At 73.7% G+C, this 14,675-nt stretch carries 12 protein-coding genes; all 12 read right to left on the bottom strand.

The features are described from left to right. Positions 1–3 precede the first annotated feature (3 nt). The gene (locus ACWDVG_RS10725; RefSeq protein ID WP_451698244.1) at positions 4–1,191 is read right to left on the bottom strand and encodes a cytochrome P450; all 1,188 of its coding nucleotides are present in this window, start codon (positions 1,189–1,191) and stop codon (positions 4–6) included. A gap of 93 nt (positions 1,192–1,284) precedes the next feature. Further along, positions 1,285–1,953, bottom strand: a complete 669-nt coding sequence (locus ACWDVG_RS10720) for a response regulator (protein WP_451698242.1) — start codon at positions 1,951–1,953, stop codon at positions 1,285–1,287. Next, positions 1,950–3,263: a histidine kinase gene (locus tag ACWDVG_RS10715; protein WP_451698240.1), complete on the bottom strand. Its 1,314-nt coding sequence runs from the start codon at positions 3,261–3,263 to the stop codon at positions 1,950–1,952. Before ACWDVG_RS10715 ends, ACWDVG_RS10720 begins: the two co-directional genes overlap by 4 nt. A 107-nt stretch (positions 3,264–3,370) precedes the next feature. Next, entirely contained in the window at positions 3,371–5,614 is a 2,244-nt protein-coding gene (locus tag ACWDVG_RS10710) for an FG-GAP repeat domain-containing protein (protein ID WP_451698238.1), read from the bottom strand. Positions 5,615–5,749: 135 nt separating this feature from the next. Continuing rightward, complete coding sequence (locus tag ACWDVG_RS10705; protein ID WP_451698236.1) at positions 5,750–6,616, bottom strand: alpha/beta hydrolase; 867 nt, start codon at positions 6,614–6,616, stop codon at positions 5,750–5,752. 95 nt (positions 6,617–6,711) lie between these two features. Then, positions 6,712–7,977, bottom strand: a complete 1,266-nt coding sequence (gene kynU / locus ACWDVG_RS10700) for a kynureninase (protein ID WP_451698234.1) — start codon at positions 7,975–7,977, stop codon at positions 6,712–6,714. Further along, positions 7,970–8,830: a tryptophan 2,3-dioxygenase gene (locus ACWDVG_RS10695; RefSeq protein WP_451698232.1), complete on the bottom strand. Its 861-nt coding sequence runs from the start codon at positions 8,828–8,830 to the stop codon at positions 7,970–7,972. Before ACWDVG_RS10695 ends, kynU begins: the two co-directional genes overlap by 8 nt. A 136-nt stretch (positions 8,831–8,966) precedes the next feature. Further along, positions 8,967–9,830: a DUF3152 domain-containing protein gene (locus ACWDVG_RS10690; protein WP_451698230.1), complete on the bottom strand. Its 864-nt coding sequence runs from the start codon at positions 9,828–9,830 to the stop codon at positions 8,967–8,969. A 363-nt stretch (positions 9,831–10,193) separates the two neighbouring features. Further along, the gene (locus ACWDVG_RS10685; RefSeq protein ID WP_451698228.1) at positions 10,194–10,607 is read right to left on the bottom strand and encodes a DUF3151 domain-containing protein; all 414 of its coding nucleotides are present in this window, start codon (positions 10,605–10,607) and stop codon (positions 10,194–10,196) included. 14 nt (positions 10,608–10,621) lie between these two features. Continuing rightward, on the bottom strand, positions 10,622–12,112 hold the full coding sequence (locus ACWDVG_RS10680; protein ID WP_451698227.1) for an MFS transporter: 1,491 nt from the start codon (positions 12,110–12,112) through the stop codon (positions 10,622–10,624). Between the two features lie 74 nt (positions 12,113–12,186). Further along, positions 12,187–13,347: a MalY/PatB family protein gene (locus tag ACWDVG_RS10675; protein ID WP_451698225.1), complete on the bottom strand. Its 1,161-nt coding sequence runs from the start codon at positions 13,345–13,347 to the stop codon at positions 12,187–12,189. Positions 13,348–13,466: 119 nt separating this feature from the next. Next, a complete protein-coding gene (gene fbaA / locus ACWDVG_RS10670; protein ID WP_451698223.1) occupies positions 13,467–14,489 on the bottom strand; it encodes a class II fructose-bisphosphate aldolase in 1,023 nt (340 codons plus the stop codon). Positions 14,490–14,675 lie beyond the last annotated feature (186 nt).

Raw genomic sequence — 14,675 nt, 5'->3', positions numbered from 1 at the left:
GGCTCAGACCTCCACGAGCAGCTCCTCGAAGCCCCGGATCACGTACCCCGGCTTCCACACCGGGTCGGCGGCGAGCCTCAGCCCCGGCGCCTGCCTCAGGACCTCGGCGAACACGGCGGTGAGTTCCAGGCGGGCGAGCGGGGCGCCGAGGCAGTAGTGGACGCCGGCGCCGAAGGTGACGTGCGGGTTGTCGGCGCGGGTGAGGTGCAGGTCGTCGGCGGTGGGGCCGAAGCGGGCCGGGTCGCGGTTGGCGGAGCCGAAGAGCAGGGCGACCTCGGAGCCGCGCGGAACGGTCACGCCGCCGATCTCGATGTCGTCGAGGACCCAGCGCTCGAACATCTGGAGCGGGGTGTCGTAGCGCAGAAGTTCTTCCACAGCTGTGGACAACTTTTCGGGATCGGGCCGCACCCCGTGCTTCAGCAGGGTCCACCAGCCGTTGACCGTGGTGTTGACGGTGGCCTCGTGCCCGGCGTTCAGGAGCAGCACGCAGGTGGAGACCGTCTCCTGCTCGCTCAGCCCCTCCACCGCGAGCAGGGACGAGATCAGGTCGTCCCCCGGTTCCCTCCGCCGCCGCGCGATCAGCTCCCGGAGGTAGGCCGAGAACTCGACGGAGGCCCGCACCGCCCGCCGGGCCGTCTCCTCCGACGGGTTCAGCTCGAACATCCCGCAGATCGCCGCCGACCAGGGCCGCAGCATCCGCCGCTCCTCGTCGTCCTCCGGAACGCCCAGCATCTCGGCGATCACCGCCACCGGCAGCGGCTCGGCGACCGCCGACAGCAGGTCGCCGCCGCCCGCCGCCACCAGCTCCCCGACCAGACCGGCGGCCAGCCTCCGTACCGTCGGGGCCAGGTCCTCCACCGTCCGCGGCGTGAACGCCTTCGACACGAGCCGCCGGATCCGGGCGTGGTCGGCACCCTCCAGGTCGAGCAGCCCGTGGTCGTTGAGCGTGTGGAACGGCTCGTGGGCGGGGTCCGGCGCCGACCGCCCGAACTCCTCGTGCGTGAAGCGGTGCGTGTACGTCCGGCCGAGCCGCCGGTCCCGCAGCAGCGCCGACACGTCCGCGTGGTGCGGGATCAGCCACTGGCGTGTCGGCGCGAACCAGTGCGCCCGCCCGGCGGCGCGCAGCGCGGCGTACGCGGGGTAGGGATCGGCGACGAAGGCGGCGGACCAGGGATCGAAGACGTCGTCCATGGAGGGACGCTACCGGGCCGGGCGGGCGCCCGGCGCGGCTCCGGCGGACGGGCGGGCCGGGTGGGAGCAGGCGGCGGGGGCGGGCCGGGGGCCCTACCCGCCGACCTGGACCAGTCTCGCCTCGTACGCGAAGACCGCCGCCTGTGTCCGGTCGCGCAGGCCCAGCTTCACGAGGACGCGGCTCACGTGCGTCTTGATCGTCGACTCGGCGACCACCAGGTGGTCCGCGATCTCCGCGTTCGACAGGCCCTGCGCGATCAGCACCAGGACCTCCGTCTCCCGCTCGGTCAGCTCGCCGATCCGCGCGGTCGCCGACGGGCGCGGGCCCGCCTGCCCGGCCGACTTCGCGAACTCGGTGATCAGCCGACGCGTCACCGTCGGCGCCAGCAGCGCCTCCCCGGACGCCACCACCCGGACGCCCTCCGCGAGCTGCCGGGCCGAGGCGTCCTTGAGGAGGAAGCCGGAGGCCCCGGCGCGCAGCGCCTGGTACACGTACTCGTCCAGGTCGAAGGTGGTCAGGACCAGCACCTTCGCGTCCGCGTCGGCCGCCACGATCTCCCGGGTCGCCTCGATGCCGTTCATCTCCGGCATCCGGATGTCCATCAGGACCACGTCCGGCCGGAGCGCGGCGACCTTCTCGACGGCGTCCCGGCCGTTGACCGCCTCGCCGACGACCTCGATGTCCGGCATGGCGCCGAGCAGCACCGAGAAGCCCTCGCGGACCATCACCTGATCGTCCACGATCAGCACCCTGACCGTCACTCCGGCACCTCCTCACGGCGCACGGGGATGAAGGCCGTCACCTCGTAGCCGCCGTCCTCCGCCGGCTCGGCCGTCATCTCACCGCCCAGCATCGTGACACGCTCCCGCATGCCGGTGACGCCGTGCCCCGCGCCCGGCGAGGGCTTCACCAGGCCGCGCGCCGGGCCGTTGGCGATCCGCAGGCCGAGCCCGCCCAGGACGTGGCTGACCTCGACCTTCGCGGCGGCGCCCGGCGCGTGCCGCAGCACGTTCGACAGCGCCTCCTGCACGATCCGGTACGCCGAGAGCTCCACGCCCTGCGGCAGCTCCCGCACCGCGCCCGTCACCGTCATCGTCACGTCGAGCCCCGCCTCGCGGACGTTGGCCACCAGCGCGTCGAGGTCGGCCAGCGTCGGCTGGGGCGCGTCCGGCGCCTCGTAGTCCTCGGCCCGTACGACCCCCAGGATGCGGCGCAGCTCCGTCAGCGCGGCGACCGCGTTCTCCCGGATGGTGCGGAACGCCTGCTCCAGCTCGGGCGGCGGGTTCTCCACGCGGTACGGCGCGGCCTCCGCCTGGATCGCGACCACCGACATGTGGTGGGCGACGACGTCGTGCAGCTCGCGCGCGATGGTGGTCCGCTCCTCCAGGACGGTCCGCCGGGAGATCTCCTGGCGGGTGACGGTCTCCTGGGCGGTGACCTCACGGCGGGCCTGCCGGCGCACCTGGACGAGGGCCACGAGGAGCAGGGCCACGGCCGAGAGGAACAGCAGCGGAACCGAGTCGGAGCTCCGCCCGACCCCGAGGAACATCTCGGCGAACAGGGCGTAGGCGGCGGTCACCACCCACATCCAGGCCGCGGCACGGGGCCGGGTGCGGGCGGCGGCCACGACGAGGACCACGAGATGGGCCGCGAAGGAGTTCGGCGTCCAGGGCCAGCCGCCGTCGGCCTGGCTCAGCACCCCCAGGAAGGGGGCGGACGCGAGCGAGGCCCAGAAGGCGAAGACGGGCCGGATGAGGGTGAGGAGCACGATCGCGGCGGGCACGACCGCGTACACGAACGCGATCAGACCGACGTTGCCGTGAACGCGCTCGTAGCCGAGGAAGAAGACGATCAGGGCCAGGAAGGCCACGGCCGCGTGCGGCAGGAGCCCCGCGTACACCCGTATCCGGCGCGGCAGGAAGCGGGTCGGGCCGCTCTCCACGTCCATGCGGGGCAGCGGCCGGTAGGCGAGGGCGTCGTCGAAGAGTTCCTGCCGCAGCCCGCCGACGGCGACCTGGGCCAGGCGGTACTCGGGGCTGCGGCTCGTCTCGGAGGACTGTGTCTGGGTCACCCGGACACCGTACGGGCGGCGGGGAGACCCGGGCGTACCGCTGGATGCGGATCCTCCCGGGTCACCCTTGAGGAGGACCAGGCCGTCCCTTCCGGGTCGTGCCGGGCTCAGCCGACGATGCCGTGGCTCCGGCCCTGGTACTTGAACAGGTCCGTCACCTGGCGGCCGGCGAAGGGGATGGTGGCGTTGCCCGTCGAGCGGTAGACGTACGCGCCGTACTCGCCGCTCGTGCCGTACGCGATCAGGTCGGGGCGGCCGTCGTTGGTGAGGTCGTCGGCGCCGACGAGCTGGGAGTAGATGCCCCAGCCGGACCCGACCTTCACCCGGGGCGCGTAGCCGCCGCGGCCGTTGCCCTGGTAGAGCCACAGGACGCCGGCGGTGTCGCGGGCGACCAGGTCCCCTGCGGCCGTGCCCGCGATGTCGCCGACGGCGGCGACGTGGTTGTAGATCTGCCAGCCCGTGCCGGCCTTCACGCGCGGCGCGAACGGCTTCGCGTAGCTGCCGGTGCCCTTGTAGAACCAGAGGGCGCCCGCGCCGTCGGTGGCGACCAGGTCGGAGCGGCCGTCGCCGTCGAGGTCCGAACCGGCGGCCAGCTTGTTGTAGATCTGCCAGCCGGTGCCGACCTTGACGCGGGGGGCGAACGTGCCGTCGCCCTTGCCGAGGTAGAGCCACTGCACGCCGGAGCCGTCGACCGCGATCACGTCGCCCGTGGCGGCGCCGCCGACGTTGCCGACGGCCTCGATGTGCTTGTAGATCCCCCAGCCCGAGCCGATGCGGGTGAGCTTGGCGGTCGTCCGCACCTCGCCGTAGACCGTGCGGTCCTGCAGCTGCTCGGTCCACAGCACGCCCGCCGCGTCCCGGAAGAGGACGTCGGTGGAACCGTTGCCGTTGAAGTCGTGCGGGTTGTACGCCCGGGTGAGGTTCATGGACCGGTCCTGGTGGACGGGCTCACCGGTGCCGTCGAGCAGCGTGGCCTCGGCCTCGACGGCGTACGTGCCGTTCGGCGCGTCGACCTCCCACGCCCCGGACGCCGTCTCCTCCAGGATGACGCCGTCCCAGGTGAAGGAGAACTTCTTGCCGCTGGTGGGCGCGGTCAGGGTCTTCGTGAACGTCTTGCCCGTGGTCGTGTGCGTGAGCGTGACGTCCAGGCGGGCGTCGGAGCGCGACAGCGTCCAGCCGAGGGTCACCCGGCCGCCGGCCGCGTCGAGGTCCACCGTGGCGGGGACGTCGGCCTGGTCGATCGTCAGCGGGACGACCACCTCGCGCGTGTCCGCCACCTTCGTGACCGACGGGGTGCCGTCCGCCGCGAACGTCACGCGGAACAGGCCGTCGCCGTCCGCGTCCCGGCTGCCGCGCAGCACCGCGCTGTCGTCGGGGCCGGACACAATCGACTCCGCCGTGAGGCCGAGCTCGCGGGTCTCGCCCGTGGCCAGGGAGACGGCGCGGGCGGGCGTCGAGGAGTTGCCGACGACGAGCCACGCGCCCGCCTGGACGCTGTACCAGTCGCCGTGGCCGCCCAGGACGGTCCGCCGCTGGACACCGGTCGCACGGTCGACGGACGTGATGAAGTCGCCGGTGCCGGACTCCCAGTTGAACCAGGTCACGTGCGAGTCGGAGAGGTTCAGGCCGCCGTAGCCGTACCCGGACTCGGCCGAGGCGTAGGTGGCGGTGACCTTCTCGGCGGTGACGTCGACCACGGCCCGGCCGCCTGTCCGCGCGTCCCACGGGCCGGTCTCGTACCCGACGAGGACCTGGCCGTCTCGGACGCCGGAGCCGAAGAAGTCGGTGGCGTCCTCCGGCAGGCCCGCGATCTTGCGGCTGCTCGTCGTGGCGCCGTCCTTGGTGACGACGTGCAGCTCCGCCTGACCGGCCTCGTTCTTCACCTGCGCGAGGACGCTCGTCGGGCTCAGCACGGCCACGTAGCTGCCGTTCAGCGCGGCCAGGTCGATGGTGACGGCCGGGGCGGCCGGGGCGGCCATGTTCCGCAGGGTCAGCGAGGTGAACTCGGCGGTCCAGGAGGCGTTGCCGAGGACGACCACGTCACCGGCGCCCAGGTCCCAGCCCTCGGGGTCCTGGAGGGGGATCGCGGCGCCGCCGTCGTACGGCGTCCAGCGCAGCTCCCGCGTGGTGTCGTGAGCGAAGGAGTAGGTGAGGAAGCCGGACGCGCCCGTGCCTCCGAAGTTGCTGCCCTTCGGGTAGGCGGCGAGCGTCTCGGCGCTCTGGCCGGCCGTGGCCGAGGTGGCGGCGAACGCCTCCGGGGCGGTGGCCAGGGCGCCCGCCCCGAGGGCCGTGACGGCGAGGACGGCCGTGACGGCGGAGGCGAGGCGGATGCCGGTGGTGCGGAACTGCAAGGTGAACCCCCACGAGAAGATCGGACACGGGAGTGCCGTGCCCGATCAGACGCGCGACCGTGTCGAAGGGTTGTACGACGGCTTCCGGTTCGAGGAGCGCGCACTTCCGGTCGCCGTCCCGCGACACATCCCGGCTCACCAGGCGAGCTGGGCGATCTCCTCCGCGACGACCGCGCAGGCGTCCGCCGCCGGGTCGATGAGCGGGAAGTGGCCCACGTCCTCCAGGAGCGTCAGGCCCACCGTCTCGCCCGCCTTCGCCGCCGCCTCCGCGAAGGCGTCGGCCACCGCCGCCGGGACGACGACGTCCTCGCGGCCCTGGACGACGGTCGTCGCGATGCCGGTCGGGAGCAGGACGGACGGGTCCGTGACGGCCGCACGAGCGTCGAACGCCGCCTCCCCGCCGAGGAGTTCGGTCACCGCGCCGCCGCAGACGCCCAGCTCCACCGCCCGAGCGAAGTGGGCGATCGGGGCGAGGGCGACAACCCCGCGCAGCGCGGGCGGGGCCGGGAGGCGCCAGGGGGAGTCCGCGGGCAGGACGTGCCGGGCGGCGGCCCACAGCGCGAGGTGACCGCCGGCCGAGTGGCCGGTGAGCACGATCCGGTGGGTGTCGGCCTGCGGCAGGTGGGCGGCGGCCAGCGCCGGTACGGCGTCGAGCGCGGCCGCCACGTCGTCGAAGGTCTCGGGCCAGCGCCCGGCCACCGGAGCCGTACCGCCCTGATGGGGGAGGGCGGAGCCGCGCCGGTACTCGACGTTGGCGACGGCGAAGCCGCGCCGGGCGAGGAAGTCCACGAACGGGGTGACGTGCCCCCGGTCGTAGGGCGCCCGCCAGGCGCCGCCGTGCAGGACGACGACGAGCGGCGCGCGCCCGCCGCCGTCACGCGGCGCGTGGAAGTCGACGATCTGGTCCGGGTGTTCGCCGTACGCGGCGGTGGCGTCCGGGGGGACGGCCGGGTGCGAGAAGGCCGAGGCCTCTTCGGCGGCGTCGCGCGCGGCGGGATCCATGGAGTCTTCCACCCTCTCGGTGACGGGGCCGGATCGGCCTGACCTGCGGGGACCGTATCAGCACCGGGACCCCCGCAGATCGGGCGATGATCGGATCAGCCGCCGAGCACGTCCGCGAGGGTCCGGGCGGCCCGTTCGGCGTCCCCGAACCCGACGTACAGCGGCGTGAAGCCGAACCGCAGGACGTCGGGGCGGCGCAGGTCGCCGACGACCCCGCGGCGGATCAACTCCGCCATGACGGCGGGCGCGTCGGCGCAGCGCAGGGCGACCTGGCTGCCGCGCTCGGCGTGCGCCACGGGCGTCACCGGCTCGACGCGGCCCTCCGGCACGTACGCCCGCACGCACTCCAGGAAGAAGTCCGTCAGGGCGAGGGACTTGGCGCGCACGTCCTCGATCGCGACCCCGTCCCAGACGTCGAGCGCCGCTTCGAGGGCCAGCATCGAGAGAATGTCGGGCGTGCCGACGCGGCCGCGGACGGCGCCGCTCGCCGCCTCGTAGCCGGGCGTCATCCCGAACGGGTCGGCGTGCGAGTTCCAGCCGGGCAGCGGCGAGTCGAAGGCCGCCTGGTGGCGTTCGGCGACGTACAGGTACGCGGGCGAACCGGGGCCGCCGTTGAGGTACTTGTAGGTGCAGCCGACGGCCAGGTCGACCCCGTGCTCGTCGAGGCCGACGGGCAGGGCGCCCGCGCTGTGGCAGAGGTCCCAGACGGCGAGCGCGCCCGCCTCGTGCAGGGCGGCGGTGATGCCGGGCAGGTCGTGCAGCCGGCCGGTGCGGTAGTCGACGTGGTTGACCAGCGCGAGGGCCGTCCGCGAGGAGACCGCGCGGGGTACGTCCGCGGGGGCGACGGGCACGATCCGGTGGCCGGTCATGCGCGCGGCGGACTCGGCGATGTACCCGTCCGTGGGAAAGGTCGTCGCGTCGACGAGGATCTCGTCCCGGCCGGTGTCGCCCAGTCGGGTGGCGGCGACGACGGCCTTGAAGACGTTCACGCTCGTCGAGTCGCCGACCACGATCCGGCCGGGGGCGGCGCCCACGATCGGGGCGATGCGGTCGCCGATCCGCTCGGGGGCGGTCCACCAGCCCGACTCGTCCCAGGAGCGGATGCGCAGTTCGCCCCACTCGCGGGTGATGACGTCGGCCACGCGGGCCGGGACGTGGGCGGGCAGCGCGCCGAGCGAGTTGCCGTCGAGGTAGACGGTCCCCTCGTCGAGCGCGAACCGCTCGCGGTGCTTCGCCAGACCGTCGGCGGCGTCGAGGCGGGAGGCCCGCTCCTGGTACGTCTCCGGGGCCTCGTACGTCTCGGCGGTCTGCTCCTCGTGCGGCTCGCGGCGCGCCGTCGTCTCCTCGTAGGTCTCAGACATGGCTGCGCGCCGTCCACAGCTCGGGGAAGACGTTCTTCTGCGCCCGCTTCTCCAGCCAGGCCACGCCGGCCGAGCCGCCGGTGCCGGTCTTCGCGCCCATCGCGCGCCGGGTCGCCACCAGGTGGTCGTTGCGCCACCGCCAGACGAGTTCGGCGACGTCGCTGAGGGCCTCGCCGAGGCGGACCAGCTCGCCGTTCTGGTCGGGATCGGCGTAGAGCCCGGCCCAGACCGCCTCGACCTCGGGCGACGGCTCGTAGCGCTGGGCCAGGTCGCGGCCGAGGACGGCCTGCGGCACGGGCAGCCCGCGGCGGGCGAGGAGGGCGAGGACCTCGTCGTAGAGGCTCGGCTCGTGGAGGGCCTTCTCCAGCTCGGCGTGGACGCGCGGGGCGCCGCGGTGCGGGACGAGCATGGACGCGGACTTCTCGCCGAGCAGGAACTCCATCCGCCGGTACATCGCCGACTGAAAGCCGGAGCCCTCGCCGAGCGCGCCGCGGTAGGAGTTGAACTGCGCGGGGGTGAGCTGGGCGAGCGGTCGCCAGGAGTGGTTGAGCGCCTCCAGCTCGCGCACGGAGCGCTTGAGTGCGTCCATCGCCACCGGGACGCGGTCCTCGCGCAGGGCGCGGCTCGCGGTCTCCCACTCGTGGACGATGACGGTGAACCACAGCTCCATGACCTGGGTGGTCACCAGGAAGACCATCTCGCCGGGGTCGTCCGAGCGGAGGTGCTGGAGGTGGGTGAGGACGTCCGCCTGGACGTAGTCCTCGTACGGCGTCGTGCCCGCGAAGTCGAGGTTCGGCGCGTCGGCGACCGGACCGGCTCCAGAGGCATCGGGGGAACCTGGGAAGGTCGACATTTCTGTCTCCTCGATACGTACTACCGGGTAGCGGTCCGCTCCACCGTGTCCACGCCCTTCCGTGCGGTACGGAAGGCGCCACGGGAGCCCCGGTCCCCTCGGGAGGCGTGCTCCTTCGCGCGCCGTCCCATCCGCATCATGACACGATCGGCCCCGTGATGTAGATCCCTTCTTCGTCATACGGAAACGCGTTCGAACGACAGCCGTCGAGGCCCTTGATCTGCTGCATCATGGCGGGCGCGAGCTTCCCGGGCCCCGGGCAGCCCATGTGCTGCCGGATGCCGATCTCGTGTCCGACCTCGTGGTTGATGATCAGGTGCCGGTACTCGGCGGGCGGCCCCGCGAAGGTCGGCGAGCCCAGCATCCACCGCTTCAGGTTCACGACGACCCCGTCGGTCGTCTCGCAGTTCAGCTCGCCGCGCGTGTCGAGGCCCTGCTTCGCGCAGAGCGCGTCGGCGGTGGCCGGGGTGGCGATCCGGATGACGAAGTCGGGGTTCTCCGAGACCAGCTGGAAGCGGCCCCGGCCGTGCGCCGCCCAGCCGCGCGGGTGCGCCAGGATCGCCTGGATCTCGGCGGCCGTCTCCCGCGCGGAGAGGTCGATGCCGTTCTCGACCTGGACCTGGTAGCGGCGCAGGACACCGCCGGTGCCGGTGGCCTCGCCCGCCGCCCGCGCGGTGGTGAAGGTGCCGGCCCCGGAGCGGGGCACGGTGACGGCCCGGGGCGGGCCGGTCGCCGGGCTCGGCGTCGCCGCCGGGGGTCGGGGCGCGGCGCGCGTCGGGGCCTTCGACGGGGGGTTGGGGGCGGGCCTCGGCGTGGTCCGCCGGGGCGCGGGGGCCTCCCGCGTCGGCGCGGGGTCGGCGCTCGTCGGGCGGCCCGGGTCCGAGTCCGGGTCCGGCCTCGCGTCCGGGTCCGGGGAGGCGGCGACGAGCGGGGCCGCCGGGGGCGCCGACTGCTCGTGGTAGTGCGCGAGGGCGGCGCCCGCGCCGAGCGAGACGGCCATCAGGACCAGGGTGGGCAGGACCAGCCGGCCCGCGGAGCGGCGTCGGCCACGGCCCCCGCGCCCGGCCGGACGGGCCCCGCCGGGGCGGCGGCCCCTCGCTCTTCGCCCTGCTGCCGGTGCGGCACGGTTCCCCACGGCTGACTCCCCCCACGTCGGTCGACCGGATCCGGGGATCGTACCGGCCGTGTCGAACGCGTTCGAGGAGAGCGGAGGTATGAACGGAAATCCCCCCGTCCGACCGGACGGGGGGACACCGGACGATCACGCAGCGTCAACCCGGCGTGCGTCAGCCCAGGGCCGTGGCAGCCCGGGTCCTCAGCCCAGGGCACGATCGGCCCAGGGCACCGACAGGCGACGGCAGCGTCAGCCGAGGGTGGTCGCGGCCGTCTCCGAGGAGTCGCGCAGGAACGTCGAGCAGCGCTCGTACTCCTCCTGCTCGCCGATCTCGCCGGCCGCCCGCGCCAGCGCGTGCAGCGCCCGCAGGAAGCCCCGGTTCGGCTCGTGCTCCCACGGCACCGGACCGTGGCCCTTCCAGCCGTTGCGGCGCAGCGCGTCCAGGCCGCGGTGGTAGCCGGTCCGGGCGTAGGCGTACGACTCGACGACCCGGCCCCCCTCGAAGGCGTCGTCGGCGAGCTGCGCCCAGGCGAGCGAGGAGGTGGGGTACTTCGCCGCGACGTCCGCGGGCGCGGTGCCGTTCGCCAACAGCTCGCGCGGCTCCGGGTCGTCCGGCAGGTGGGTGGGGGCCGGTCCCCCCAGCAGGTTCTCGTGGATGGCCATGGCCCCAGTCTGCCTCAGCCACCGCCGGGGGTCGCGCCCCGCTCCCCGGCCCCTCCCGGCTCCCCGGGCCCTCGCGGCTCGCCCGGCTCCAGCGGGGGCGACGTCACGCCGCAGTGGACCTTGCAGCCCGGGTGGCACCGCGCCCCGGTCGGGGTCCGCATCGTCGTCCAGGCGAGCAGCGCCCCCGCGACCAGGACGCCCGCGCACAGGGGCATCGCCCGCCGGAAGGTCGCACCGAACTCCTCCGCCGAGCGGTACGCCTCCGGGCCCATCCCGGCGAGCAGCGGCAGCGCGGCCACCGCCAGCAGCCCGGCCGCCCGCGCCGCCGCGTTGTTGATGCCGCTCGCCAGGCCCGCCCGCGCCACGTCCACGGAGGCGAGGACCGTCGCGGTCAGCGGCGCCACCAGCACGGTCATGCCGAGCCCCAGCACCAGCAGGGCCGGCAACACGTCCCGTACGTACGAGGCGTCCTCGTCCGCCCGCAGCATCAGCAGCATGCCGGCGGCGCACAGCAGCGGCCCCACGGTGAGCGGGATCCGCGGCCCGATCCGCTCCCCGATCTCCCCGGACTTCGCCGAGAGCAGCAGCATCAGCACGGTCGTCGGCAGCAGCGCCGTACCGGCCTGGAGGGCCGAGTAGCCGGAGACCACCTGGAGCTGGAGGGCGGCCAGGAAGAAGAAGCCGCCGAACGCCGCGTACACGCAGAGCGTGACCAGGTTGACGGCCGTGAACAGCCGTGAGCGGAAGATCGACGGCGGCACCGTCGCCCGCTCGCCGCGCCGCCGCTCCACCGCCACGAACGCCGCGCCCGCGAGGACCCCGGCCACCCCCGCCCACCAGGCCTCGCCGATGAGCGCGTACGTGACGAGGGCGAGGGCCACCGCGCCCAGGGCGGCGCCGAGGACGTCGAACCGGCCGTGCGCGGCCTCGTCCCGCGACTCGGGAACGTACCGCAGCGCGACCGGGACGCAGAGGGCGGCCAGCGGGACGTTCAGCAGGAAGACCCACCGCCAGCCGGGACCGTCGACCAGCCAGCCGCCGACGAACGGACCGACGGCCGCGCCGACCCCGCCGAAGCCCGACCAGAGGCCGACCGCCCGCGCCCGGTCGTCCGGGTGGAAACTCGCCTGGATCAGCGCCAGCGACCCGGGGGTGAGGAGCGCGCCGCCGACGCCCTGGAGGGCGCGGGCCGCGACGAGCACCCCGGCGTTCGGCGCGATCCCGCACAACAGCGAGGCCAGCGCGAACCACACCACGCCCAGCACGAAGATCCTGCGCCGCCCGTACCGGTCGCCGAGCGACCCGCCGAGCAGGATCAGCCCGGCGAGGGTCAGCATGTACGCGTTCACGGTCCACTGGAGCGCGGCGAGGTCGGCGCCCAGGTCCTCGCCGATGTGCGGCAGCGCCACGTTGACGACGGTGGAGTCGAGCAGCGCCATCCCGGAGGCCAGGACGGTGGTGAACACGATCCCGCGGCCGGTCCCGGAGCTCAGCCGGATGTCCATGCCTGCCATCGTCCCCGCGGAAGCCGCCCCCTGCACCCGCGCGGCCGGTCCGTCCACGTCGGCACGTACGCGCGTCAGGTGGTGCGCAGCCGCGCCGCCGCCCGCACGAGGGCGTCGACGCCCCGCTCGGCCTTCTTCCGGGGGCAGCCGAGGTTCAGCCGGACGAAGCCCGGCGTGCCGTACACCCCGCCCGGCATGATCGCGACCTTCTCCCGCTCGACCAGCTCCCGCTGGAGCGCGCCCTCCTCGATGCCGAGCGGGCGCAGGTCGATCCAGGCGAGGTAGCCGGCCTGCGGCGGGGTCCACACGACCCCGGGCAGGCCCTCCGCGAGGCGCCGCTCCACCGTCGCCATCGTGCCCGCGACGTACGCGCGCAGCTCGTCCAGCCAGGCGGCGCCGTGCCGGTACGCGGCGCTGTGGGCCGTCAGGGTGAGCACGGCGGGAGAGGCGAGGCCCTCGCCCGTCTCCATGCGGCGGACGAAGGCGGCCCGCTCCTCGGGGTCGCCGATCAGCCCGTACGAGCCGGAGAGCGCGGGGAAGTTGAAGGCCTTCGTACCCGAGGTGACGAGCGCCCAGCGGCGGCCGCGGCCCGGCTCGGCGATCCGCGTCCAGGGCACGTGGCGGTGGCCCTCGGTGGTCAGATCGGCGTGGATCTCGTCGCTGACGACGGCGGCGCCGTGCCGCTCGGCCAGCCGCGCGAACGTGGTGAGCTCCTCCCGCGTCCACACCCGGCCGGTGGGGTTGTGCGGGGAGCAGAGCAGCAGCATCCGGCTGTCCGGCCGGGCCAGTTCGCGCTCCAGCGCCTCGGTGTCGCCGACGGGGACGCCGCGCAGCTCCCGCCCGAGCCCGGTGACGGCCTTGCGGAAGCCGTCGTACGTGGGGGTGTGGACGACGACGCCGTCGCCGGGCCCGGTCCACATCCGCAGCAGCTGGGAGAGCTGGTTGAGCACCGAGGGGGCGTACACCAGCGACTCGATGTCGATCGCGGTGTCGTGGCGGGTCGCGTACCAGTGGCGTATCGCCTCCCGGAAGTCGCCGAGGCGCCAGTCGGTGTAGCCGAAGACGCCGTGGTCGACCCGGTCGCGCAGGGCGGCGAGGACCTCCGGCGGGGAGGCGAAGTCCATGTCGGAGATGGTGAAGGGAAGCAGGTCGGAGACGCCGAAGCGGTCCGCGATGCCGTCCCACTGGACCGACGCGGTCCCGCGACGGTCGATCTCCCGGTCGAAGTCGTACATCGGGTCCTCCCCCGGTCCTCGTGGTCGTCGTGGTCGTCGTGCGCCGCGCGCGGTTCGGCCGCCGTGGACGCACGAGGGGCCCGGCACCCTGCGGATGCCGGGCCCCTCGCTCACGAGCGTTACTTCAGCTTGGTGCCGGCGGAGCGCAGCGCGACACAGGCCTCGGCCACGCGCGTGGCCATGCCGGCCTCGGCGAGCTTGCCCCAGGTGCGCGGGTCGTAGGTGGACTTCTTGCCGACCTCGCCGTCGACCTTCAGGACGCCGTCGTAGTTGCGGAACATGTGGTCCACGACCGGGCGGGTGAAGGCGTACTGGGTGTCGGTGTCGAGGTTCATCTTCACGACGCCGTTGTCGAGGGCGGTGGCGATCTCCTCGGCCGTCGAGCCGGAGCCGCCGTGGAAGACGAAGTCGAACGGGGAGGTCTTGCCGAACTTCTCGGCGACGCCCGCCTGGAGGTCCTTGAGGAGCTCGGGGCGGAGCACGACGTTGCCCGGCTTGTAGACGCCGTGCACGTTGCCGAAGGAGGCGGCGAGCAGGTAACGGCCCTTCTCGCCCAGGCCGAGGGCCTCGGCGGTGCGGATCGCGTCGTCGACGGAGGTGTAGAGCTCGTCGTTGATCTCGTGGCTGACGCCGTCCTCCTCACCACCGGTCGGGGTGATCTCGACCTCAAGGATGATCTTGGCGGCGACGGCCTTCGCGAGCAGCTCCTGGCCGATGGCCAGGTTGTCCGCGAGGGTCTCGGCGGAGCCGTCCCACATGTGGGACTGGAACAGCGGGTTCTCACCACGGGCGACACGCTCGGCGGAGATGTCGAGCAGCGGACGCACGTAGCCGTCCAGCTTGTCCTTCGGGCAGTGGTCGGTGTGCAGGGCGACCGTGATGTCGTACTTCTTGGCGACGATGTGCGCGAACTCGGCCAGGGCAACGGCGCCCGTGACCATGTCCTTGCTGTGCTGGCCACCGAGGAACTCGGCGCCACCGGTCGAAATCTGGATGATGCCGTCGCTCTCGGCCTCCGCGAAGCCGCGCAGGGCGGCGTGGAGGGTCTGGGACGAGGTCACGTTGATGGCCGGGTAGGCGAACTTGCCTGCCTTCGCCCGGTCGAGCATCTCGTTGTAGACCTCGGGGGTTGCGATGGGCATTCGTCCGCTCCTTGTGATGTGCGGGTATGTGCGTTGCTGTCCCTGACCTGGGGGCGACGTCATCGTCGCGGCCCATCTTTCCAGACTCTTGTGCGGGCTCCCACGGGCACGGCACACCGAGGGGCGGGGGGGGGGTGGGGTTTATACTCCCCCCGCCCCGAAAGCTCCACCGAAGAACAATTACTA

The organism is Streptomyces sp. NPDC003327 (assembly GCF_053589515.1).
This window is presented reverse-complemented; position numbering and strand designations above follow the sequence as displayed.